At 63.9% G+C, this 22,032-nt stretch carries 20 protein-coding genes; 9 read left to right on the forward strand and 11 right to left on the reverse strand.

From position 1 onward, the window contains the following. Window positions 1–27: 27 nt before the first annotated feature. From KJP30_RS05900 to KJP30_RS05915, 4 genes are read right to left on the reverse strand one after another with little or no spacing between them, the layout of a single operon-like run. Window positions 28–174 (reverse strand): DUF2256 domain-containing protein, encoded by a 147-nt coding sequence (locus KJP30_RS05900; RefSeq protein WP_218448055.1) that lies wholly within the window; start codon window positions 172–174, stop codon window positions 28–30. Then, complete coding sequence (locus tag KJP30_RS05905; RefSeq protein ID WP_218448056.1) at window positions 174–1,700, reverse strand: FAD-binding domain-containing protein; 1,527 nt, start codon at window positions 1,698–1,700, stop codon at window positions 174–176. Before KJP30_RS05905 ends, KJP30_RS05900 begins: the two co-directional genes overlap by 1 nt. Before the next feature lie 38 nt (window positions 1,701–1,738). Next, window positions 1,739–2,425, reverse strand: coding sequence for a helix-turn-helix transcriptional regulator (locus tag KJP30_RS05910; protein ID WP_218448057.1), 687 nt, complete (start codon window positions 2,423–2,425; stop codon window positions 1,739–1,741). Then, window positions 2,425–2,802 carry a VOC family protein gene (locus KJP30_RS05915; RefSeq protein WP_218448058.1) on the reverse strand — a complete coding sequence of 126 codons (378 nt, stop codon included), beginning with the start codon at window positions 2,800–2,802 and terminating at the stop codon, window positions 2,425–2,427. Before KJP30_RS05915 ends, KJP30_RS05910 begins: the two co-directional genes overlap by 1 nt. Window positions 2,803–2,943: 141 nt before the next feature. Between KJP30_RS05915 and pepN the strand changes: the two genes are divergently transcribed. The 4 genes from pepN (at window position 2,944) to KJP30_RS05935 (ending at window position 7,933) form a co-directional block, all read left to right on the forward strand. Beyond that, window positions 2,944–5,496, forward strand: a complete 2,553-nt coding sequence (gene pepN / locus KJP30_RS05920) for an aminopeptidase N (protein ID WP_218448059.1) — start codon at window positions 2,944–2,946, stop codon at window positions 5,494–5,496. 146 nt (window positions 5,497–5,642) lie between these two features. Further along, the gene (locus tag KJP30_RS05925; protein WP_218448060.1) at window positions 5,643–6,386 is read left to right on the forward strand and encodes an SDR family oxidoreductase; all 744 of its coding nucleotides are present in this window, start codon (window positions 5,643–5,645) and stop codon (window positions 6,384–6,386) included. After that, window positions 6,383–6,811 (forward strand): hypothetical protein, encoded by a 429-nt coding sequence (locus KJP30_RS05930; RefSeq protein WP_218448061.1) that lies wholly within the window; start codon window positions 6,383–6,385, stop codon window positions 6,809–6,811. The genes KJP30_RS05925 and KJP30_RS05930 overlap by 4 nt, the downstream gene beginning before the upstream one ends. Before the next feature lie 258 nt (window positions 6,812–7,069). Then, window positions 7,070–7,933, forward strand: coding sequence for a lysophospholipid acyltransferase family protein (locus KJP30_RS05935; protein ID WP_218448062.1), 864 nt, complete (start codon window positions 7,070–7,072; stop codon window positions 7,931–7,933). 281 nt (window positions 7,934–8,214) lie between these two features. Here the strand turns inward: KJP30_RS05935 and KJP30_RS05940 are convergent, their stop codons facing one another. After that, on the reverse strand, window positions 8,215–8,943 hold the full coding sequence (locus KJP30_RS05940; protein ID WP_246594360.1) for a transglycosylase SLT domain-containing protein: 729 nt from the start codon (window positions 8,941–8,943) through the stop codon (window positions 8,215–8,217). Between the two features lie 306 nt (window positions 8,944–9,249). Here KJP30_RS05940 and KJP30_RS05945 point away from each other — a divergent pair, with 306 nt between their 5' ends. From KJP30_RS05945 to gatB, 3 genes are all read left to right on the forward strand, one after another. Next, window positions 9,250–10,461, forward strand: a complete 1,212-nt coding sequence (locus KJP30_RS05945) for a hypothetical protein (protein ID WP_218448064.1) — start codon at window positions 9,250–9,252, stop codon at window positions 10,459–10,461. 93 nt (window positions 10,462–10,554) lie between these two features. After that, complete coding sequence (locus KJP30_RS05950) at window positions 10,555–13,698, forward strand: trypsin-like peptidase domain-containing protein (protein WP_218448065.1); 3,144 nt, start codon at window positions 10,555–10,557, stop codon at window positions 13,696–13,698. Window positions 13,699–13,771: 73 nt separating this feature from the next. Next, on the forward strand, window positions 13,772–15,286 hold the full coding sequence (gatB, locus tag KJP30_RS05955) for an Asp-tRNA(Asn)/Glu-tRNA(Gln) amidotransferase subunit GatB (protein ID WP_218448066.1): 1,515 nt from the start codon (window positions 13,772–13,774) through the stop codon (window positions 15,284–15,286). Window positions 15,287–15,576: 290 nt separating this feature from the next. On the opposite strand, the gene KJP30_RS05960 is transcribed toward gatB, so the two are convergent. Beyond that, a complete protein-coding gene (locus tag KJP30_RS05960) occupies window positions 15,577–15,834 on the reverse strand; it encodes a BolA family protein (protein WP_218448067.1) in 258 nt (85 codons plus the stop codon). A 73-nt stretch (window positions 15,835–15,907) separates the two neighbouring features. On the opposite strand from KJP30_RS05960, the gene KJP30_RS05965 reads away from it, so the two are divergent. Then, on the forward strand, window positions 15,908–16,534 hold the full coding sequence (locus KJP30_RS05965) for a J domain-containing protein (RefSeq protein ID WP_218448068.1): 627 nt from the start codon (window positions 15,908–15,910) through the stop codon (window positions 16,532–16,534). A 215-nt stretch (window positions 16,535–16,749) separates the two neighbouring features. Here the strand turns inward: KJP30_RS05965 and msrB are convergent, their stop codons facing one another. Both msrB and KJP30_RS05975 read right to left on the reverse strand, forming a co-directional pair. After that, on the reverse strand, window positions 16,750–17,214 hold the full coding sequence (gene msrB / locus KJP30_RS05970) for a peptide-methionine (R)-S-oxide reductase MsrB (protein WP_218448069.1): 465 nt from the start codon (window positions 17,212–17,214) through the stop codon (window positions 16,750–16,752). Between the two features lie 125 nt (window positions 17,215–17,339). Beyond that, entirely contained in the window at window positions 17,340–17,900 is a 561-nt protein-coding gene (locus KJP30_RS05975) for a fasciclin domain-containing protein (protein WP_218448070.1), read from the reverse strand. Between the two features lie 226 nt (window positions 17,901–18,126). Here KJP30_RS05975 and KJP30_RS05980 point away from each other — a divergent pair, with 226 nt between their 5' ends. Beyond that, window positions 18,127–19,500 carry an L-serine ammonia-lyase gene (locus KJP30_RS05980; protein WP_218448071.1) on the forward strand — a complete coding sequence of 458 codons (1,374 nt, stop codon included), beginning with the start codon at window positions 18,127–18,129 and terminating at the stop codon, window positions 19,498–19,500. Between the two features lie 57 nt (window positions 19,501–19,557). Here KJP30_RS05980 and KJP30_RS05985 read toward each other — a convergent pair whose 3' ends face one another. From KJP30_RS05985 to KJP30_RS05995, 3 genes are all read right to left on the reverse strand, one after another. Then, on the reverse strand, window positions 19,558–20,118 hold the full coding sequence (locus KJP30_RS05985; protein WP_218448072.1) for a helix-turn-helix domain-containing protein: 561 nt from the start codon (window positions 20,116–20,118) through the stop codon (window positions 19,558–19,560). Window positions 20,119–20,308: 190 nt separating this feature from the next. Next, window positions 20,309–21,163, reverse strand: a complete 855-nt coding sequence (locus KJP30_RS05990; protein ID WP_218448073.1) for a substrate-binding domain-containing protein — start codon at window positions 21,161–21,163, stop codon at window positions 20,309–20,311. 42 nt (window positions 21,164–21,205) lie between these two features. After that, the gene (locus KJP30_RS05995; RefSeq protein WP_218448074.1) at window positions 21,206–22,015 is read right to left on the reverse strand and encodes an ABC transporter substrate-binding protein; all 810 of its coding nucleotides are present in this window, start codon (window positions 22,013–22,015) and stop codon (window positions 21,206–21,208) included. Window positions 22,016–22,032 lie beyond the last annotated feature (17 nt).

Consider the following 22,032-nt stretch of genomic DNA (forward strand, 5'->3'; position numbering starts at 1 on the left):
TTGCCCCCCGCGTGCCTGCCCGCCGGGTCAAGGCTTGCGATTTCGGCGGCAGCGTTCCGAGCAATACCGGACTTCCCTCCAGACGCGCGCCCATTTCCGGCGCCACGCAAAAGGGCGTCCGCATGTGACGCAGGTCTTGCTGGGCAGATCCTGTTTGCGAGGCTTGCGTGGCATCAGAAATCAAAGCTTTGTTGGCGGTCGTCGGATCGTGAGGCAGCCTTTGGGGCACGATCATTCACGAAATGGCGCTGCGGATCCTTGCGCGAAGCGTGCTTGCGGATGACTCTTTGTGACTCGGCCCTGAACCCGGTGTCCTTGCGCAAGCTCCAGATGGTCTCCCGCGCCCTGCGCGCCGCATCGGCGACATCGACGATGGGTTCCGGATAATCCACCGCTACGTCCCAGCGCCATGGCTCTTGCAACAGGGCATCAGGCACGTCCGCCAGTTCGGGGCACCAGCGCCGGGTGAAGGCTCCTGTCGGGTCCTGCTCGCGCCCCTGTTTGACCGGGTTGTAGATCCTTGGCGTATTGATGCCCGTGGTGCCCGATTGCATCTGGCACTGGCTCCAATGGATGCCCGGTTCGTAATCGGTGAACAGGCGGGCAAGGTGCAGGCCCGTGCGCTGCCATGGCAGCCAGAGGTGGTAGGAGGCAAAGCTCATCAGCATGGCCCGCATCCGAAAGTTCAGCCACCCGGTGGCTGTCAGCGACCGCATGCAGGCATCGACAAAGGGCACGCCGGTTTCCCCGCTTTCCCACGCCGCAAGGCGGGCGGCATCGGGTTCGGCCGGGCGCAGACCGCGACAGGCGCGGTGCATCTCGACCCGGTCAAGATCCGGTTCGTCTTCGAGTTTCTGGATGAAATGGTCGCGCCAGGCCAGCCGCGATTGCAAGCTGTTCAGGCTGCCGGACCATCCATCCCGGGGTGCCGGCGCGCCCCCGGCGCGCCGCGCGCGTTGCCGCGCCGCCGTCCGTGCCGCCACTTGGCGCGGGGACAGAACCCCCAGCGCAAGATAGGGCGACAGGCGCGAACAGGCCTCCGCCCCGGTGAGCGGAGAGGACATCTGTCGGCGATAATGTTGCCCGCGTGTTGTCAGGAAAGAAGTCAGCAGAGCCTCGGCCTGATCACGGCCACCTCGCTGGCGGGCCGGGCACGTGTCAGGCGCAAGACCCAGCGCCGCAGCCGTGGGAACCGGTTGCGACGGCACCGCCACCGGAGGCAGATGCGCCGGCGCGGCCACGGGCGCTCTCGCCATGACCGCGTTGCGATGACGGGACCAGTGATCACGGTCATGGTGCCCGCGGCGGATCGCGCTGTGGGGCATCTCTTCCCATGTCACACCCTGCCCGGCGGCCCAACCCGCCACCGCACGATCGCGCGCAAAGCTCCAACCGGTGCCGGTTTCCTGCGTGCTGACCATGCGCCGGGCGCCGGTTTCCTGACGCAGCGCCTCAAGCTGGTCGACCGCCGCGCCATGGCGGATCACCAGATCACTGCCCAACGCACGCAGATCCCGGCGCAGCTGCATCAGCGTTTCGAAAAGGAAGGCATAGTGCCGGCCCGCGCTTTCAGGCTGTGCCCAAAGCCCCGGTTCGACGACATAAACCGGCACCGGCGCGCCCAATGCGCAGGCGCGGGCCAAGGCAGGATTGTCCGCCAGTCTCAGATCGCGTTTCAGCCACAGAAGGATCGGTTCCATGCCCCAGAGCTAGAACAAGCCCCCCGCCGGAAAAGGGCCTAGCCACAGCGTTCGGCCTCCATCCGTTCATAGAAATCCGCCAGCCGTTGACCGCGTTCGTGGCGAAACCGGCCCGCCTCTTGCAGCGCGGCGATGCGATCCAGCCGGAACATGCGGAAATCCTCACGCAGCTCACACCAGGCAACCAGTGTCCAGGCCGGTGCCCAGAACCAAAGCCCCAGCGGACGCACGATGCGCGTGGTCCCCTGCCCTGCCTCGTCGCGATATTCCAGCTGTAGCCGCTCGCGCCGGTCGACGGCGCTTTCGATGGCATCGATGCAGGCGCGCAGATCGTCCGTCACCCCAAGCCCCAGCGAATGCACCTGCACCGCGCGGGCCCGGGCGCGGGCATCTTCGGGCAGAACCGCGTCGATCTTGGCCAGCGCCTCTTCGGCGGCGCGCGCCATGGTCGCCCCGCCCCAAGCGCGCACCAGCCGCGCCCCCGCCACCAACGCCACGATCTCGTCCTTGTCGAACATCAGCGGCGGCAGATCGAACCCTTCCTGCAAGACGTAGCCGAACCCGGCCTCGCCATCGATCGGAACGCCGGTGGATTGCAGATCGGCAATGTCGCGATAGATCGTCCGCTGTGAGACTTCGAGCCTGTCGGCAAGCTGTGCCGCCGTGGTGCGCCGACCGCCCCGCAGGGCCTGAACGATCTGGAACAGGCGGTCGGCGCGACGCATCAGCGGGTCTCGAAAAAGCCGACGGAATTGCCGTCGAGGTCCAGCGCATAGAAGAACCGGCCTGCCGGGATCTCGATCACCGGAGAGACAACCTTGCCGCCTGCGGCCTCGACCCGTTTCATGGTGTCCTCCGCCGTCCCCGGAGCGGCCAGATGGATCGTCGGGCCGGTGCCATCACCGGCGGGTTTGCCGGGATACAGGTGCCCGGCCACGCCGTTGCCCGTGTCCAGCGGTTTGAACATCGCCATCGGGTTCGGGCCACTGGTGTCCAGTTCCAGCCCCGCATCCGTCACGGCATTGTAGAAGGCCATGGATTTTTCCATGTCGGTCACCGGGATTTCGGCCCAGACGGTGAAATTTTCAGGTACGTAGGTCATCGTGTCATCTCCATGAGTAAGCGATGATCCCTGTTTCGCACAGCCCTGCTGACAGCGTTTTGTCAGCAGGATGTCAGGGGGACCGCTTGCAGGTGGCGCGCGCCCTGCTACACCTTGGCCAAGCCCGAGATGGAGAGCCAGATGAAAGACGCCGCGCCCAAGACGATCTACCTCAAGGATTACACGCCTTTCGGCTGGCAGGTCAGCGATGTGCACCTGACCTTCCGCCTTGCACCACAGGCCACGCGGGTGATCGCCAAGATCCATTTCGCCCCCAACCCCGAGGCCCCCGCGCAAGAGTTCTTTCTGCACGGCGAAGAGGTCAAGCTGATCCGCGCCGCCATCGACGGGGCCGAGGTCACGCCCGACGTCACGCCCGAGGGCCTGCGCTGTGATGTGCCCGAGGGGCCGTTCCTTTGGGAATGCGAGGTCGAAATCGCCCCCGAAGGCAACACCGCGCTGGAAGGCCTGTACATGTCCAGCGGCATGTATTGCACTCAGTGCGAGGCCGAAGGCTTTCGCAAGATCACCTTCTACCCCGACCGCCCCGACGTGATGAGCGTCTTTACCGTGCGGGTCGAAGGCGATCTGCCGGTGCTGCTGTCCAACGGCAACCTTGTCGAAAAGGGCGACGGCTTTGCCGTGTGGCACGATCCCTGGCCCAAACCGGCCTATCTGTTCGCGCTGGTCGCGGGCGACCTGGTGAACCACCCCGACAGCTTTACCACGATGAACGGCCGCAAGGTCGAATTGAACATCTGGGTCCGCCCCGGTGACGAAGGCAAATGCGCCTTTGGCATGGAGGCGCTGAAGAAATCGATGAAATGGGACGAAGATGTCTATGGCCGGGAATACGACCTGGACATTTTCAACATCGTGGCCGTCGATGATTTCAACATGGGCGCGATGGAGAACAAGGGGCTGAACATCTTCAATTCGTCCTGTGTCCTTGCCTCGCCCGAAACCTCGACCGATGCCAATTTCGAACGTATCGAGGCGATCATCGCGCATGAGTATTTCCACAACTGGACCGGCAACCGCATCACCTGCCGCGACTGGTTCCAGCTGTGTCTCAAGGAAGGGCTGACCGTCTTCCGCGATCAGCAATTCACGGCGGACGTGCGCTCGGCCCCGGTGGCGCGGATCGACAATGTTTCGATGTTGCGCGGTCGCCAGTTCCCCGAGGATCAAGGCCCGCTGTCGCACCCCGTGCGGCCCGAGAGCTTTCAGGAAATCAACAACTTCTATACCGCCACCGTCTATGAGAAAGGCGCCGAGGTGATCGGCATGCTGAAACGTTTGGTGGGCGATGCGGATTACGCCAAGGCGCTGGATCTGTATTTCGACCGCCACGATGGCGATGCGGCCACGATCGAGGATTGGCTCAAGGTTTTCGAGGATGCCACGGGCCGCGACCTGTCGCAGTTCAAACGCTGGTACAGCCAGTCCGGTACGCCCCGGGTCGAAGTCACCGAAGATTGGGCCGATGGCGCCTATACGCTGACCTTCAAACAGCACACGCCGCCCACGCCGGGACAAGACAGCAAGCAGCCACAGGTGATCCCCATGGCCGTGGGCCTGTTGAACCCCAACGGCGACGAGATCGTGGCGACCCGCGTTCTGGAGATCACCGAGGCCGAGCAGAGCTTTGCCTTTGACGGGTTGGCCGCGCGCCCGGTGCCGTCGATCAACCGCGAGTTTTCCGCCCCAGTGGTGCTGGAACGCCAGCAAAGCCGCGAGGAACGCGCCTTTCTGCTGGCCCATGACACCGATCCTTTCAACCGCTGGGAGGCCTCGCGCCTGCTGGCCCGGGAAAGCCTGATCGCCATGATCACCGAAGGTGCCGGCCCGGACGAGGCATGGTTGGACGGGTTGGAACAGTTGCTGCGCGACCGGGAGCTTGATCCCGCTTTCCGCGCGATGATGATGGGCACGCCCACGGATTCGGAACTGGCACAGGTGCTGTTCGAACGCGGCGTGACACCGGATCCCGATGCCATCCACGCCGCCAAGGAAACGCTGGCGCAGGTCAAGGCCGAACGCTGGGCAAACCTGTTGCCCGGCCTCGCCGCCGAAGGCAGCGTCGATGCGCCCTACCGCCCGGATGCGGAACAATCGGGCCGCCGCGCTCTGGGCGGGGCCGTATTGGCGCTGACCTCGCGTCTGGATGGCGGCAAGGCCGCGCAGGCGCAATTCGACAGTGCCGACAACATGACCTTGCAACTGAATGCGCTGGGACAGCTGGTGCGCGTGGGCAAGGATGCCGAAGCCCTCGCCGCCTTCGAGACGCAATGGCGCAATGACCGGCTGGTGATGGACAAATGGTTCGGCCTGCAAGTTGCTGCCACCGCGCCCGAAAACGTCGTGCCCAGAGCGGAGGCCTTGACTGGCCACGCCGATTTTGACTGGAAGAACCCCAATCGCTTCCGTGCGGTCATGGGTTCGCTGGCGATGAACCATGCGGGTTTTCACCGCAAGGACGGCGCGGGGTATCGCTTGCTGACGGACTGGCTGATCCGGCTGGACGATCTCAACCCGCAGACCACCGCGCGGATGTGTTCCTCGTTCCAGACGTGGAAACGCTATGACGCGGATCGACAGGACCTGATCCGCGCCCAGCTGGAACGGCTGCGGGACAAGCCCCGGCTCAGCCGCGATACCGGGGAAATGGTGGGGCGGATACTGGGGGCGTAACAGAGGATCGCGCCTGGCGCTTGCCGCCCGGCGCGAAACCGCGATAGCGTGTCGCCGATGATTTTTCCGGAGCCGTCCATGCCCAGATCGAACCGCCCCCGTGGCCCCAAGCCCGCCCGGTGCCCTGCCCCTGTGCGAGGCTGGACATGAACGGCGTTCTGATCGTCACCGGAGCCAGCGCCGGGATCGGCGCGGCCACCGCCCGCATGGCCGCCTTTTCCGGCTGGCAACGGATTGTCGTGCATTACGGCAAGGACAAGGACGGCGCTGAGACAACCGCCGCCATGGTCGAAAGCATGGGCGCGCAGGCCTATCTGGTGCAGGCCGATGTGGCCAAACCCAAGGCCATCGAAAAGATGTTCGCAAAGCTGCGCGATCTGAAACCGGGCCCGGTTGGGCTGGTGAACAATGCGGGCATCGTATCCCCTCATGGCAGCATCGCGGACCTGACGCCGGATCGCGTGGAAAAGGTTTTTTCCGTCAATGTGTTCGGCGCGATCGAGGTGGCACGCCAATCGGTCATGCTGATGCGCGAATGGAACCAGGGCGGATCCATCGTGAATGTTTCATCCGCGGCCGCGCGGTTGGGTTCGGCCAATCAATATGTCGATTATGCCGCCACCAAGGGGGCCATCGACACTTTTACCGTGGGCCTTGCCGATGAACTGGCCCCGGAAGGGATCCGCGTCAACGGCATCCGCCCCGGCCTGATCGAAACCGACATCCACGCCAAGGGCGGCGAACCCGACCGTCTGGACCGGCTGGCACCATCGACACCGATGGGCCGGGCCGGAACCGCCGAGGAATGCGCCGAAGCCATCCTGTGGCTGCTGTCGGAACGGGCCTCTTACGTGACCCGGTCGATCCTCGATGTGGCAGGCGGGCGGTGACCCCGCTGGAACACGCGTCCACGGGGCGCAGCCTGCGCGCCTTTCTTGTGCTGATGCTGGTCTGGCTGGCCGCGCTGACACTGTGGTTCGCGCTTCACGCGTCGGTCTGGGTGGTCAGTTTGCTGATCGCCGCCAGCCTTCCGGCGCTGATCGACTTTGCCACCGGGCGCCGCGCATGGTTGCGGTTGGATGATAAAATGCTGCGCTGGGGATCGGGCGGCGCGGAGGGCGAAGTGGCGCTGGCACGGATCGACCACATCCGCTTTGAAACGCGACTCGATTTCTCGATCCGGGCGCGACTGGTGCTGGATGACGGCCGCCGGATCGCCCTGCCGCAGGATTCGCTGCCGCCTCATCCGCGGCTTCAGGACGCGGCCGAAGCGCGCGGTATCAAGACTGAGCGCCACCATTTCGGCCTGATCTGACCGACGTCTTAGCGACTTTCAAGATATTGAATAAAAACAGAATAACCTGCGAAACAGCAGATGTCTGACGGCACCCGAAACTGCATGTCCCCCGACGGCCACCGCCGTTGGCGCGGCATTTTTGACACGGACCGATGGCAAGCCATCGCCGAGACCATATGTCAGAGAGGTGCACCCGCCGAGACTGTGGTGTAGACTGTCAATCGAAACGGCGCGCCCGTCATGGAAGTGTCACGAAATTATGATCTTGGGGCTAGAATGAAAGACCGCATCGACCCGCTGATCGCCGAGCGCGCGCCCTGGCTGTTCTCGACCTCGCCTTTGGTCCGCCCTGTCCGCGCGGTGCTGGACCGGATGCTGGGATATGAGAAAACGATTGAAGTCGGCACGCTGGTCAAGGACATGTCCGCCGACCAGATCATGATGGTCATGGCCGAGATGCTGGCCAAGGATCTGGAAGTTTCGGGGCTGGAGAACCTGCCTCGGCAAGGCCCTGCGCTGATCGTTGCGAACCACCCGACCGGCATCGCCGACGGCATCATGCTGCATCACGCCTTGGGCCGGGTCCGCCGTGACACCTATTATTTCGCCAACCACGACATCATGCGCGTCCTGCCACAATACGGCGAGATGATCGCCCCAGTGGAATGGCGCAAGGAAAAACGCAGCCATGGCAAGACCCGCGAAACCATGGCCTATACGCGCAAGGCCGTGGACGAAGGCCGCCTTGGCGTGATCTTCCCCTCGGGGCGTCTTGCCAAACGGCGCGGACTGTCGCTGCATGAACGGCCATGGATGGCCAGCGCGGCCATGATTGCACGCAAGTTCGACCTGCCGGTGATCCCTGTGCATATCCGCGCACGCAACTCGGTGCTGTTTTATCTTTTTGACCTGCTGCACCCGACGCTGCGCGACATCACGCTGTTTCACGAAACACTCAACAAGGCCCGCCAGCCCTATCGCATCACATTGGGTGAGGCGATTTCACCCAAGGCGCTGCCTGCGAAGTCCGAGGAAGGCATCGAAATGCTGCGCCGGGCGACACTGGCCCTTGGCGGTCCAAAGGCCCCGGCCGTTTCGCTGGTCGACGCCACGCGCCGGCCCAGTTGGCTGAAGGCCTGAACAGGGCCCGCATTTCAGGGAAGAGCCATTTCGGGGATGAACAAAGAGGCGCGCCAGTGGCGCGCTTTTTCGCGTTCAGGCCCGCCAGCAAACAGGCCCGTGGCAGTTACGCGCATCCTCCAATGCGCTGATTGATGCCCAATCGCGTATCGACCCCGGTCAAGGGCACGCCGCATTCGGCGCGGCATAGCCCCCTTGACCGCGCCCGCGCCCCGCACCTCTTTCCGGCATCAGCAACGGGCGACCCTGGGAAACAGGCATCTTGACCGGCAGGTTGGATCTCAGCCCTCGGACAGAGGCGCGGCGGTCTTTTCGGCGTCGGGGCCAAGGTCGGTGGGGCGCAGCACAGGACGCAACGAACGCGCAAGGCCGGTGCAATATTTCTGCGAACGGGTCCATTGCATGATGTCCTCACGCTTGCGGCGGGAATGGAACGGCCCCCAATCCGCAGCGACGCCGCGCATGCCCTTGCTGATGACCTTGTCGCGCGGCACCGTGACCGCCATGATCCGCAGCGCGCAAGAAAGGTTGTCCTCGGGATCCTTGAGCGCAGCCCCGTTGCGCGCCTTGCATTGATAGAACCGCGCGGTGGGCGGATAGATCTGTACCAGCCCGTACCAGCGCCCGCCGCCCCCGACGGCCCCGGGGCGATGGGTGCTTTCGTGCCATGCCAGTGCCGAGATCAGCCCGACCCAGAAAGCCTCGCGTTGCGCGCGGCCCGCGCTTGGATAGGCCGGGCAATAGTCGGCTATGTCGCGCGGCACGAGGTCGGGCAGCATGTCGGCCTGTGCGCGCAGGCCTTGGAGCACGGCAAGGCTCCAGCTGCGGCTACCCTTGATATTGTCCCAGCGCGCCTTGGGCACCACGATCTTTTTGCGCGCCTTGGGTCGCAGCGACGTGGCCACGGCAAGATCAGAGGTTTCGATCACCGGCGGCGTGATCGGCACCGGCGCGGGCACGGCAATGGCTCCGGCGGGATCCGGATTGGCAAGGCTGGCTTGTGCCAGCAAGGCGAGGCCGCAAAACAAGAGCGCAGATATCTTCATTTGGCGCGAAATTTCGCGCAAGGCCCGAAACGATGCAAGCCGGGTGGCTGCGGCACGGGCCGGACGACGCCGAAACACCAGCAAAACATTGCCCGATGACCATTCGTGGCGGTGCATTGTTCTCGGGGCCGCAACATCTTGTCAGCGGATAATCACCAAAGCCCGGTGAGCGCCGGCAGAAAGCCAGCGCAATTCCCGCAAGCCGCCGGAATTTGGCCTCGAATCGCGGGCAGATTGGGGCCTATGACCCTGCGTGACCTGTTACCCAGCATGCGCCACCTGAGCGCCCGAATTTCGCCCCGCCGCCCGCGCCTTTCCGTGGTGGCCGGGCAGCCCGTCGATACGCCGCCATCCCCGGCCCTGCCGCCGCAGGTCCAGATCCCCGTGGCCACAACAGAAGCCGGCGCGGAAGCCGCCGAGACTTTGCGCGCGCGCGGTCAGTTCCTTGCCCGTCAGGAGGACTGGGAGCAGTTGGCCGTCGAAATCACCCGCGCAGAACAGGCACGTGCGCTGACACCCGGCCTGCACTCACAGGCAGCCCTGATGAGCGAGGGGGCACGGCGCGACATTTCAGAGGCGATCCGGGACGCTGTCGCGCGCGGAGAGCCGCGCATGGTGCAGGCGGCCATAGCCTCCCTGGAACCGTTGCTGAATGACTATCCCGGCTGCCCGGTCATTGCCCAGATCGTCGCGATGGCGCATGTGGATGCGGCCCGTGCATGGCGTGAGGCCGATACCGCTGACCGGCACGAAGCCTATGCACGCCACATGGCGGCGGCGGCCCGGCTGAACGACCGTTTCGACCCTTTCGAACATGACATGCCGCTTTGGGCGGCGGTGCGCTGCGCCGTGCTGGAGGCCGATCCGCATCCGCAGGCCCGCGTCGCCGATGATTTCGAGGACCTGATCGACCTGGACCCCGGTAACCCGCATCACCTGTTGGCGTTTGGCTGCGCCCTGCGCCCGACCCGCTTTGGCAGTTGGGAAATGCTGGACACCCAGGCGCGGCGCGTGGCGGCACGAACGGCGGACGTCTGGGGCTGCGGCGGCTATGCCTGGGTCTATTTCGGGGCGCTGGGGACGGATGCCGGGGCTTTCGGCCGGCTGGACGCCGAGCTTTTCGCCGAGGGTCTGCATGACATCCTCACCCGGCATCCATCGCAGGACATGGCCAACCGGCTGGCAGCCCTGACCGGCCATACGCTGGGCGGCCCGACCGAAGCGGGCAGCGCAAGGCGTCGCGTGGCCGATTGCCTTGGCTGGATCGCGCAGGACCACCTGCGCGAAATCCACCCGCTGATCTGGGCCGGTGTTCCGGCGCGCAACCATGTCGACCTTTTGGACCGCCGTGACGCAGATCCGCAGCGCGTCGGACGGGCCCGGGCGCTTTCGGCACTTGGAGAGTTCTATGCGCCACTGCTGGACGGCGGACGGCGGCTTGTCTTTGGTCCCGAAGGGATGCGGATGCAGGGGAACAGCTGAACATCAGGTCTTTTGGCAAGACATTCCCGACTTTGTCCGACGCAAAACGCCTGCTAGCCTGCCCGGACGACGGAATTGACGGGAACCGAATTGATGCAGCGCCTTCTTTTGCTTTTGGCCCTTTCCCTGCTTTCGACCGCTTCGGCGCGCATGGCTGGCGCGCAGGGGGTGGCGGATTGTCCTTTCGGGTTCTCGGTCAACGCGGAATCCTCGGCGCTTCAGGCGCTGGTGGAAAAGGCGGCGGGCAAAGGCGGGTTCTGGCTGTCGATTGCCGAGGCACCGCCGGATGTGCGCCGGATCGCCCGCCATGTCGGGCGGTTGCAGGTCTGCCTGACCACGCCGGACGGCAAGCCCCGCACGATCGCGCGCGGGGGCCAAACCGTCACGTTGAACTCCCCCTTTGTCACGAATTGCACCGCGACGCTGCTGCCAGAGAACCGGCTGTTGACCAATCATCATTGCTATTACGATCCCGATCTTGTGCGGGCGGGTTTCAGCATCGTCCAAGAGGCGCGGGTCAATTTTGAATACACCTCTCGGGATCTGACCGAACTGGTGCGGACCTACCGCGTGGCCCCCCGCGAGCTGGCCGTCAACCAACAGGTTGATGCGCTGGTCTTGCAGGTGATCGGGGACGCCAACAGCGATCTTGGCGGCCATTTCCCGCTGCGCATGACCACCAGCGTGGCGCCTTTGCAGGAACTGGTGATGATCCATCACCCGGGCGCGCAGCCGCAACAGTATTCCACCGGCACCTGCAAGGTGCACCGGCGACAGACCGAGGTGGATGGCCGCGTTTCCGCCCTGCGTCATACCTGTGAAACCACTGGCGGATCTTCGGGGGCGCTGTTGCTGGATGCACGGACGCTGTCGGTTGTGGCCCTGCACAATCAGGGCGGGCTGCGTTCGTCCGGGGATGGGTTCAATGGCGGCCACAAGATCGCCTCGGTGAACAAGGCGCTGGATCTCGGCTTTACCGAGGCCGCCGCGACCCCCGGGCCGGGCCCGGAATTTGCCGCGAACCGTGCACTGGCCGACGCGCTGCTGGTGGCCGATCTGGCCGACCGGCTGGCGGCGCTGCGCGCGGTGGAAGCCCGGTTTGCCGGGACAGAGATCGGCGAAAAAGCCCGCACCGCCGCCGCCCGTACCGAAGCCGCGCTGAGGCAATCGCGCGAAGCCGAGGAAACCGTGCGGCGGCAACAGGCGCTGGATGCGCTGGCCGCGGCGCTGGAATTGCCCGAGCGCCCCGACCGGATCGCCGCGCTGGAAGCCGTTGAGGCGCAATTCCCCGCCACCGGGGCCGCGCAGCGCGCCGAACAGGTGCTGCTGCGCGAACGCGCCGCGGCCGAACGCGAACAGGCCGACCGCAAACGCGCCGAGGCCGAAGCCGCCGCCAAGGCCGATGCCGACCGTCTGGCCGACGCGCGGCAAGCCCTGACAGAGGCCCTGCTGATCACCAGCCCCGAAGCCCGCCGTAGCGCCCTGCAAGCGGTTGTCACTGCTTTCGCCGCAACACCTGCCGCAGAACGGGCCGCCGAAGCGCTGGACCGGCTAGAGACCAGCCTGCGCGACCGCGCCCGCACCGATGCCGATGCGGAACGGCTGGCTTCGGCCCGGCAGGCCCTGACAGAAGCCCTGCTGATCCCCGAGCCCGAGGCCAAGCGCAGCGCGCTGGAAGCGGTGATTGCCGACTTCGAAGCCACCCCGGCGGCCTTGCGGGCGGGCGAGGCGCTGGACCACCTTGCGACCACGCTGCAAGAACGCGCCCGCGCTGAGGCGGTTCGGGTCGAACAGGCCGCCATGGCCGCCTTGACCGAGGCGCTTCTGATCCCTGACCGCAGCGCGCGCGAGACCGCGCTTGGGTCCGTGACCGCCGATTTCCCGGACACCGAAGCCGCCCGCAGGGCCGCGCTGGCGCTGGATCAATTGGCCGCCGCCCCTCTCCCCAAGGCTCTGGACCGCGCGGCGGTGATCCAGCAGGCGCGGTTGCGCTGTGCCCTGCGCGCCGCCAGCCCCTTTGACCCCGACCGCCCTGATACCCTGCCCGGAATCGCGCTGGAACGGATCGAAGCGGAACAGGCCATTGCCGCCTGTTCTGCCCTGGACACGCAGATCGACGGTTCACCTGCCACAGGCTTTGCCCTTGCCCGCGCCTACGAGGCCAAGGGCGATTTCGCCGAGGCACTGGGGTATTACCGGCTTGCCCATGCCGCCGGATACACTGCGGCAACAACCGCCCTTGGCCGTTTTGCCCGCGACGGGCTGGGCATGGAGGCCGATATAGAACAGGCCATCGGGTTCCTTGAAACCTCTGCCGAGTCCGGCGACCCGGTGGCGATGACCTTTCTTGCGACGATCTATGAACGTGACGGCGGCGCGGTCCTGCGGGACTTTGCCACCGCGCGGCGTTATCTGGATCAGGCGGTGGCACTGAACCATCCGCACGCGCTGTTCGCCAAGGCCGAGGCCTATCGGAACGGATCGCTATATCAAAAAGACCTGCCCAAGGCGCTGGACTTCTACCGGCAGGCATCCGCCGCGGGGGACATGCGCGCCACCTACGAAGAGGCGATGATCTACTGGCGCGGCGAAAACGGCGTCATCGAGGCCGACAAGCAGCGCGCGCTGGACCTGTTGATGCAGGCGGCAGAGGCCGGAAACCTCAGCGCTCAACACCGCATCGGCAACACCTATCTTTATGGTCTGAACGCAAAGGTGGCCGGGGCCGATATCGCGCCGGACTTCGTCAAGGCCAAGCGGTGGTTGGCCCAAGCGGCCGAAAACGGATTTGTTCAGGCGCAGATGCAACTGGGCAAGATCTTTGCCCAGGGGTCTTACGGGGTCGAAAAAGATCCCGCCGAGGCGCTGCACTGGTACGAAATGGCCGCCAAACAGGATTTTGTGCGTGGCCTCGTAGAAGCCGCTCGGCTGTATGAAACCGGCACCGGAACCGAAAAAGACCCAAGACAGGCCGCGGCCTATTGGTTCCGCACGATGGAACTGCGCGCCAATGTCGCCCGACAGCGCCCGGACCCTTGGGATCGTGACACCGCGCGCGAGTTGCAGCGCCTGTTGCGCGATGCCGGCGTCTATCGCGGCGGGCTGGACGGCGCGATTGGTCCCGGATCGATCGACGCGATGAAATCCCTGATCGGTCGTTATTCGCGCAACATCACCTATTTCAAGCCGGGTGTGCGCATTCCGGTTCAGCACGCGGGCTGGCTTTGTCAGTGCTGACCGTAGCCTGACTTGCCCTTGCGCGCGGGCTGAATTAGACCCATCGGGAACGCCTGCACGCCAAGGAGCCGCCATGCTGGATCTGAGCTTTGAGACCCCCAAACCCAAGGTGATCGCCGGGGCCAAGCACGATTGGGAACTGGTCATCGGGATGGAGGTCCACGCACAGGTGGCCTCGGAAGCCAAGCTCTTTTCCGGGGCTTCGACCAAGTTCGGCGCCGAGCCGAATTCCAACGTGTCTTTCGTTGACGCGGCCATGCCCGGCATGTTGCCCGTCATCAACGAATATTGCATCGAACAGGCGGTGCGCACCGGTCTGGGCCTGAAGGCCGAGATCAACCTTGTCAGCGCCTTTGACCGCAAGAACTATTTCTACCCCGACCTGCCGCAGGGCTACCAGATTTCGCAGCTGTATCACCCGCTGGTCGGCGAAGGCGAAATCATCGTCGACATGGAACCGGGCATCGCCCGCAAGGTGCGCATCGAACGCATCCACGTCGAACAGGACGCGGGCAAGTCGATCCATGACATGGACCCGCACATGTCCTTCGTCGACCTGAACCGGACCGGCGTCGCGCTGATGGAGATTGTCAGCCGCCCCGACATCCGCGGCCCCGAAGAGGCCGCCGCCTATATCGCCAAGCTGCGCCAGATCCTGCGCTACCTCGGCACTTGTGACGGCAACATGCAGAACGGCAACCTGCGCGCGGACGTGAACGTTTCGGTCTGTCTGCCCGGACAGTACGAGAAATACCAGGAAACGCAGGATTTCGGCCATTTGGGCACGCGCTGCGAGATCAAGAACATGAACTCGATGCGCTTTATCCAGCAGGCCATCGACTATGAGGCCAAGCGCCAGATCGCCATTCTGGAAGCAGGCGGCAAGATCGATCAGGAAACCCGCCTGTACGATCCCGACAAGGGCGAAACCCGGTCGATGCGCTCCAAGGAAGAGGCGCATGATTACCGCTACTTCCCCTGCCCTGACCTCTTGCCGCTGGAAATCGAACAGGGCTGGGTGGATGACATCGCCAACACTCTGCCGGAGCTGCCGGACGAAAAGAAAGCGCGGTTCGTCAAGGATTTCGGCCTGTCCGAATATGACGCCAGCGTGCTGACCGCCGAAGTGGTGAACGCCGCCTATTTCGAAGAGGTCGTGACAGCCGCCGGTGATGGCAAGCTTTCGGCCAACTGGGTCATCAACGAACTGTTCGGTCGTTTGAAAAAGGATGATACCGACATCACCGACAGCCCGGTATCGCCGGCGCAACTGGCCGGGATCATCAAACTGATCAAATCGGACGCCATCAGCGGCAAGATCGCCAAGGACCTGTTCGAGATCGTCTATACCGAAGGCGGCGACCCGGAACAGATCGTCGAAGACCGCGGCATGAAACAGGTGACCGACACTGGCGCCATCGAAACCGCCGTGGACGAGATCATCGCCGCCAACCCGGCGCAGGTCGAAAAGGCCAAGCAGAACCCGAAACTTGCGGGTTGGTTCGTGGGTCAGGTCATGAAGGCCACCGGCGGCAAGGCCAACCCCAAGGCTGTGAACGAAATCATCAGCGCCAAGCTGGGTCTCTGACGGGACGGCCTATAAAGGCGCCTCCGACGCTCTCGGAAACCGGGCCGGTTGCAGCAACCGGCCCGTTTTCTTTTGTCCCCGCACCCCGTTCGGCCCAAGGGGTATGGAATCCCTGACTGCCGTTGCGTCACCCGAAAATGTTAACGTTCTGTTACCGGGAGTTGATACTCACCCGATAGCGCCAGCATTGATCGGTGTGACACGCAAATGATTGTAAACGGGGGGTTTCATCCGTTTGTTCATAGAATGTCGGGGCGTGGTCCAGCAGGACCCGCCCCTTTTTCCTGCGCCTATCCGTCAAGGTCCAGCGACAGCGCGTGGATGGCACTTACGAGGTCCGGCCCCAATGCCTTGTGAACCGCACGGTGCCGTGCGATCCGGCTTTGCCCCGCCAGTTCCGGCGCCCGCAACACCACGTGGAAATGGCTTTCGCCGCTGCCGTCGTCACCGCCATGGCCAGCGTGGCGGGCGCTGTCGTTGCGAATTTCAAGATGGCTTGGCTGAAAGGCTGTCTCCAGCTTCACCCGGATTTCTTCGGCTCGCGACATTTTTCGCAGGACCCCCTGTAACTCGTTCCGCGATAGTCTATGCTCCGGTGTCCGAGTCGAGAAGAGGTCCGAGATGAGCAAACCTGATCCCTTCGGTTTCGACATGTCCGTAAAGTCCGCGAAAAAGAAAAACCCGCGTGGACGCAAGGGCATGACCGGCGCGCAGGAGACATCCACGCGCATTTGTGACCATGAAGGTTGTGAGGAACCGGGCAAATTCCGTGCGCCCAAGGCGCCTGACGTGCTGGATGATTTCTATTGGTTCTGCAAAGAGCACGTCCGCGAATACAACGCCAAGTGGTCGTTCTTTGACGGCAAGACCGAGGCCGAGATGAACGCCCAGGAATCGGCGGACAAGGTCTGGGAGCGCAAGACCAAGGACTGGCGTGACCCCGAGGCAAAGGCCTGGGCCCGGTTGGGGATCGAAGATCCACACCAGGTGCTGGGCGACAAGGCCACGCGCAACCCCGGGCGCAACAAGGGCGGTGGCGGCCGCAAACTGCCCCCGACCGAGCGCAAGGCGCTGGAGATCCTCGATGCCAAGGACAATATGACCAAGGCCGAGATCCGAAAGGTCTACAAGTCGTTGATCAAGGTGCTGCACCCTGACATGAACGGCGGAGACCGAAGCCAGGAAGAACAATTGCAGCAGGTGGTCTGGGCCTGGGACCAGATCAAGGACAGCCGCAGCTTTAAATGACAAAGACGGGCACGGGTCATTCCCCTGCCCGTTTTTCTTTTGTGGGCCGTATCCCTAGGGATCACCCGCATCAATAAACCTAAAGTTGCACAAAAGCGTAGACATACAACCTGACGTGACTTAACGTCAGAAATGGGATTAATTCCTGGTCCCATTTACCCCCCACTCACGGGAACGGGCGCCCGCCATGGTCAGGCTGGGCGCCCGTTGTCCCGTCAGGCGGGGCGGAACTTCAGGCTGACGCCGTTGATACAATGGCGTTTTCCGGTCGGCGGCGGGCCATCGTCAAAGATATGCCCAAGGTGCGATCCGCAGCGGCGACAGTGGCATTCTGTCCGTGTATAGAACAGCTTGCGGTCCGCCTTGGTTTCCACCGCACGCGGCAAGGCCTGGTAAAAGGACGGCCAGCCGGTGCCGCTGTCGAATTTGGTGTCCGAGGCATAAAGCGGCAGATCACAGCCCTTGCACAGAAAGGTGCCTTTGCGCTTTTCGTTGTTCAGTGGCGAGGTAAAGGCGCGTTCCGTCGCCTCTTCGCGCATGACGCGATATTCCGCATCCGTCAGCATGGCCCGCCATTCCGCCTTGCTGCGCGTGACTTCAAATTTGCCACCTGCGGCGGTGGCGCGTCCCGCCAGAAAGGACAAGGCAATACCGGCACTCAGAAAATGACGTCGGTTCATCGGGACCTCCTCCCATGATCGGTTCAAGGATGCGTGCCCCGAGGCACGGGGGCAAGCGCGGGGCACGCACGATTGCGCGAGCGGCACTGGGGACCGGCAGCGCGCAATCGCCTCTGGCACAGGTCTTACTGCTTGGGCAGCAGAACCCGGTCGATCACATGGATGACGCCGTTCGACTGTTTGACATCCGCGATCGTCACCGTAGCGACGCGACCGTTTTCATCGGTCAGCGTGATTTCGTCGCCGTCCATCTTGGCCTGAAGCGTGCAGCCGCCCACGGTGGGCACCGGATGCATGCCGCCATCATCGGCGATCATGCCCGCAATGGCATCCGACATGGCATTGGCCGACACCACGTGGCAGGTCAGGATCTGGGTCAGCTGCGCCTTGGCTTCGGGCTGCAACAGCGCATCAAGGCTTTCTTTCTTGATCATGCCAAAGGCTTTGTTGGTCGGCGCAAAGACGGTGAACGGCCCCTCACCCGACAGGGTTTCAACAAGGCCAGCGGCCTTGACCGCGGCGACAAGCGTCGTGTGATCGGCCGAATTCACGGCGTTTTCGACAATGGTCTTGTCCGCGAACATCGGCGCGCCCCCGACCATCGGATTGCCGGTATCGGTCGCAGCGAATGCGGGAACCGTGGCAGTCAGCGTTGCAAGGATGGCGAACGGCTTGAGCGTTTTCATTTGGGTGTCCTTCCCCTGTTGTCGTCGTTTCAGGGCCTGCACCGTTTCGGCGCGGCTGTTTACAACCACGAGCGGGTCTCGGGAAAGTTTCGGGTTTTTCCATCACCCTTCGATCACGGATACGCGAGCAGCAATCAAGCGCGCCTTTGATGGCCCGTATGTCGTTTTCGGGGGCCACAGTCGCTGGCCGCTGCGGTAAAGGAGGGCGCAAACCCAAGGAGCGCGCATGTTTCTTTCCGTCTTCGAAATGTTCAAGGTCGGCATCGGGCCGTCATCTTCGCATACCATGGGCCCGATGGTGGCCGCCGCGCGTTTCCTTGACAGGCTGCGGGCAGCCCCGTTTGCCGTGCATGGTCTCAGGGCGTCGCTGCATGGGTCGCTGGCCTTTACCGGCGTCGGCCATGCCACGGACCGGGCCACGGTTCTGGGGCTGGCCGGCTTTGTCCCGGAAACCTACGACCATGCCAAGGCCGAGGCCACGCTGGATGAAATCCGCAAGACCCATCGGGTGACCCCGTCGGGCCTGCCGCCACTGGTCTTTGATCCCACGACCGATCTTGTCTTTGACTTTGAACAGGCGCTGCCCGGCCATGCCAACGGTATGATCCTGCGGGCGACTGACGCGCAGGGCGACGTGATCCTGCAAGAAACCTATTATTCGGTCGGCGGCGGCTTTGTCCTGACCGAGGCCGAACTGGCCGCGGGCAAGGACACGGATGAGGGCGCACCCGTCCCCTTCCCCTTCAAGACCGCTGCGGAAATGCTTGAAATGGCAAAGACTTCGGGGCGCAGCATCGCGGCGATGAAACAGGCAAACGAGGTCTCTCGCGGCTGCGCCGACAGTCTGGACAAGGGCGTTGCCCGGATCTGGGAGGTGATGGAAAACTGCATCGACCGGGGTCTGGAAAACGAAGGCGTGCTGCCCGGCGGATTGAACGTCAAACGCCGGGCCAAGGGCATTCATGATCAACTGCTGGCGGAACGGGGCATGAATCTGAGCGCGCCGCATACGATCAATGACTGGATGAGCGTCTACGCCATGGCAGTGAACGAGGAAAACGCCGCCGGTGGCCAGGTGGTGACAGCGCCGACCAATGGGGCGGCGGGCGTCGTGCCTGCGGTGATCCGATATTGGCTGGACCATGTGCCCGGTGCCAGCCGTTCGCGCATCCCGGAATTCCTGCTGACCGCCGCCGCGATCGGTGGGCTGGTGAAATATAACGCCTCGATCTCGGGGGCCGAGGCGGGGTGCCAGGCCGAGGTCGGCAGCGCCAGCGCAATGGCGGCCGCCGGGCTGTGCGCCGTCATGGGCGGAACACCGGAGCAGGTTGAAAACGCAGCGGAAATTGCGCTGGAACATCACCTTGGCATGACTTGCGACCCGGTCAAGGGGCTGGTTCAGGTTCCCTGTATCGAACGCAACGGGTTGGGCGCGATCAAGGCGGTGTCGGCGGCATCCCTGTCGCTGCGAGGCGACGGCACGCATCTTGTGCCGCTGGACGCCTGCATCGAAACCATGCGCCAGACCGGCCATGACATGAGCGAAAAATACAAGGAAACCTCATTGGGCGGGCTGGCAGTCAACGTCCCCAATTGCTGAGGCTGTGCCGGGCATTGCCCGGCGCGGATCGGCCCCCTTCGGATCGGCCCCCTTGGGTCAGGTGGTAACGCTGACCAGCATGAATTTGGCGCCCTGTCCGCGATCCGTGACCAGCCGCACCTCGCCATGTTCACGATAGCGTAGCGCGTCGCCTGCACCCAGATTATAGCCGGATCCGTCAAGATTTACATGCAGATAGCCGCTTAGCAGGATCAGGTGATGTTCCTGCCCGACAACCTCGGGCGAGTCCTGCACCATTTCGGAATTGGGGGTCATCTTGCATTCGACCACCTCCCCGGCAAGCGCCGCCGCCGCCGGTGAAACGAACCGCTTGGCCAGACCGGTTTCGCCATCCCGCCAGACCGCCTGTTCATCGCGGGTCACATGCGCGGAAAACCCGTCCTCGATCATGGCAAAGAGGCGCGACAGGGTCATTTCATGCGCCGCCGCCAGACGCGAAAGAACATCCGCCGAAGGACTGACCTCGGCATTTTCCAATCGCGACAGCGCCGCGCGACTGACACCGCTGGCAGCGGCAAGTTGATCCAGCGTCCAGCCACGGGCAGCCCGTAGCGCCGACAGGCGCCCGGCGAGGCGGACCGTCAGATCGCTTTTCATTACTATCCCCCCGGGAAACTATCCCGTATCTCGAATTAGATACAGATTCCCGCACAAACGCAAGTTTCGCGCCTGTTCCCGATGCAGGGAATTTTCCGAAGTTTCGCCGCCAGATCAGCAAGCTTAAGGCGCTTCAAAGGGTTTTTCGACGGGATTTCAGTACGAAATCAACCGTTCTTCATGTGCCCGCTCAGGCGTTCCAGCGGATCTCTCCCAAAGTGGCGATGTCGTAGCCGCCCAACCGTTCCGCCTGCTCGCGCAGAACATCCCCGCGGCAAAAGTCCAAAAGCGCCTGAACCGGCGCCTCGAAATAGTCGCGGCGGTCGATCAAGAGGTCGAAACATTCTTCGACAAGCGGCAGGAACCGCAGGCCAAAATCCCGGGCCAGCGTTTCCAGCCCAAAGGTGGCATCGGCCTCGCCCCGCGCGACAGCCTGCACCGCCTCTGTTTCGGTGCGCGACACCGGGGTAAGCGACAGGTCGGCATCGCCCAGCCCCGCGTCCCCGGCAAGGTGCCGGAACAGGGACGCCGTGCCGGATAGCGGCTGACGCGGTGCAAAACGTCGCCCCTTGAGATCCTCCAGACGCTCGATGCGCTCTTCGTCCGGGCGCAGGACAAGGCCGCGACGGCGGCGCGCAAAGCTGACCAGAACCGCGTCCGCACTGTCGGCCACGCTGGGCAGGTTCCAAAGGTCATCGCCGGCATGATAGACATGCAGCCCGCAGGCCACGCCCTCGCGCGCATGGAACCGCTGTAACCCGTCCAGCGATCCGTCGAAATAGGTGGCAAGGTTGCACCTGCTTTCCCGCACCGCCCAGTCCAACAGGGGATCATGGCTGCCCAGCAGGATCGGTGGGCGCGGGTCGGCCTGCCGCGTCCCGGTGGTGTGTTCCGCAATCCAAGCCCGGATTTCGCGTTCGGGGAACAGCAATTTGCCCGTCGCCCGCGAACAGGGCACGTCACCCGAGGCGGCGAGATCATAGATCTTGCGCTCTTTCAGCCGCAGCAATTCGGCAAGTTCGGCAACGGTGAGAAATTCGGGCATCGGGTCACGGGGTCAGCGAAGGTCCTGACCCCGTGACCTAACTTATTGCGGCGCGTTGGGGAAGAACAGTTGCTGACCGTCCACCGCGTAGGCCGCAATCGCGGCTTGCCCGTCCGCGGACAGCAGCCAATCGGCAAAGCCCTGCGCGGCCTCGATCTTGACCGAGGGGCATTTCTCGGGGTTCACCGGGATCACTCCGTACTGGTTGAACAGATCCGCATCCCCCTGAACGACGATCTGGTAATCCTGCTTGTTCTTGAAGCTGATCCAGGTTGCACGGTCGGTCATGACATAGGCCCCCATACCGATACCCGCGTTCAGCGTCGCGCCCATGCCGGACCCGGTTTCCCGATACCAATCCCCGGATGCGCTGGCCGGATCGACCGAGGTCGCCCCCCAGAGCGCACGCTCCTTCTTGTGCGTGCCCGAGTCATCGCCGCGCGACGCAAACAGCGCCTGCGCCGCCGCGATCTTTTCCAGCGCCGGCTGGATGTCGTCCATACCCGCAACACCGGCCGGGTCCGAGGCCGGGCCAACGATGATAAAATCGTTATACATCAGATCCGTGCGCAGCGTGCCATACCCGTCGGCGACAAAGCTTTCCTCGGCCGGTTTCGCATGCACCAGCAGGACGTCACCGTCACAGTTGCGCGCGTTGCGGATCGCCTGACCGGTGCCCACGGCAACCACGTTGACCTCGGTGCCGGTGGCTGCGGTGAAGATCGGCAAAAGGTGATCATAGAGGCCCGAATTCGCGGTCGAGGTGGTCGACTGCACGATGATGCTTTCGGCCATTGCGGACACGGGGAAAGAGACGGCGCAAAGCAGCGCCGCCAGCGTCAGCGGTTTCATGGAAAAGGTCCTTCCGG

This window comes from Antarctobacter sediminis (assembly GCF_019218285.1).
Taxonomy (GTDB): domain Bacteria; phylum Pseudomonadota; class Alphaproteobacteria; order Rhodobacterales; family Rhodobacteraceae; genus Antarctobacter; species Antarctobacter sediminis.

What these genes read in the sequence shown, in the direction of transcription:
- KJP30_RS05935 (WP_218448062.1), top strand. Translation starts at nt 7,070, where the DNA reads ATGAAAGACCGCATCGACCCGCTGATCGCCGAGCGCGCGCCCTGGCTG.
- gatB (WP_218448066.1), top strand. Translation starts at nt 13,772, where the DNA reads ATGCTGGATCTGAGCTTTGAGACCCCCAAACCCAAGGTGATCGCCGGG.
- KJP30_RS05995 (WP_218448074.1), bottom strand. Translation starts at nt 22,015, where the DNA reads ATGAAACCGCTGACGCTGGCGGCGCTGCTTTGCGCCGTCTCTTTCCCC.
- KJP30_RS05980 (WP_218448071.1), top strand. Translation starts at nt 18,127, where the DNA reads ATGTTTCTTTCCGTCTTCGAAATGTTCAAGGTCGGCATCGGGCCGTCA.
- KJP30_RS05975 (WP_218448070.1), bottom strand. Translation starts at nt 17,900, where the DNA reads ATGAAAACGCTCAAGCCGTTCGCCATCCTTGCAACGCTGACTGCCACG.
- KJP30_RS05900 (WP_218448055.1), bottom strand. Translation starts at nt 174, where the DNA reads ATGCCACGCAAGCCTCGCAAACAGGATCTGCCCAGCAAGACCTGCGTC.
- KJP30_RS05915 (WP_218448058.1), bottom strand. Translation starts at nt 2,802, where the DNA reads ATGACCTACGTACCTGAAAATTTCACCGTCTGGGCCGAAATCCCGGTG.
- KJP30_RS05965 (WP_218448068.1), top strand. Translation starts at nt 15,908, where the DNA reads ATGAGCAAACCTGATCCCTTCGGTTTCGACATGTCCGTAAAGTCCGCG.
- pepN (WP_218448059.1), top strand. Translation starts at nt 2,944, where the DNA reads ATGAAAGACGCCGCGCCCAAGACGATCTACCTCAAGGATTACACGCCT.
- KJP30_RS05985 (WP_218448072.1), bottom strand. Translation starts at nt 20,118, where the DNA reads ATGAAAAGCGATCTGACGGTCCGCCTCGCCGGGCGCCTGTCGGCGCTA.
- KJP30_RS05990 (WP_218448073.1), bottom strand. Translation starts at nt 21,163, where the DNA reads ATGCCCGAATTTCTCACCGTTGCCGAACTTGCCGAATTGCTGCGGCTG.
- KJP30_RS05960 (WP_218448067.1), bottom strand. Translation starts at nt 15,834, where the DNA reads ATGTCGCGAGCCGAAGAAATCCGGGTGAAGCTGGAGACAGCCTTTCAG.
- KJP30_RS05925 (WP_218448060.1), top strand. Translation starts at nt 5,643, where the DNA reads ATGAACGGCGTTCTGATCGTCACCGGAGCCAGCGCCGGGATCGGCGCG.
- KJP30_RS05945 (WP_218448064.1), top strand. Translation starts at nt 9,250, where the DNA reads ATGCGCCACCTGAGCGCCCGAATTTCGCCCCGCCGCCCGCGCCTTTCC.
- msrB (WP_218448069.1), bottom strand. Translation starts at nt 17,214, where the DNA reads ATGAACCGACGTCATTTTCTGAGTGCCGGTATTGCCTTGTCCTTTCTG.
- KJP30_RS05905 (WP_218448056.1), bottom strand. Translation starts at nt 1,700, where the DNA reads ATGGAACCGATCCTTCTGTGGCTGAAACGCGATCTGAGACTGGCGGAC.
- KJP30_RS05910 (WP_218448057.1), bottom strand. Translation starts at nt 2,425, where the DNA reads ATGCGTCGCGCCGACCGCCTGTTCCAGATCGTTCAGGCCCTGCGGGGC.
- KJP30_RS05950 (WP_218448065.1), top strand. Translation starts at nt 10,555, where the DNA reads ATGCAGCGCCTTCTTTTGCTTTTGGCCCTTTCCCTGCTTTCGACCGCT.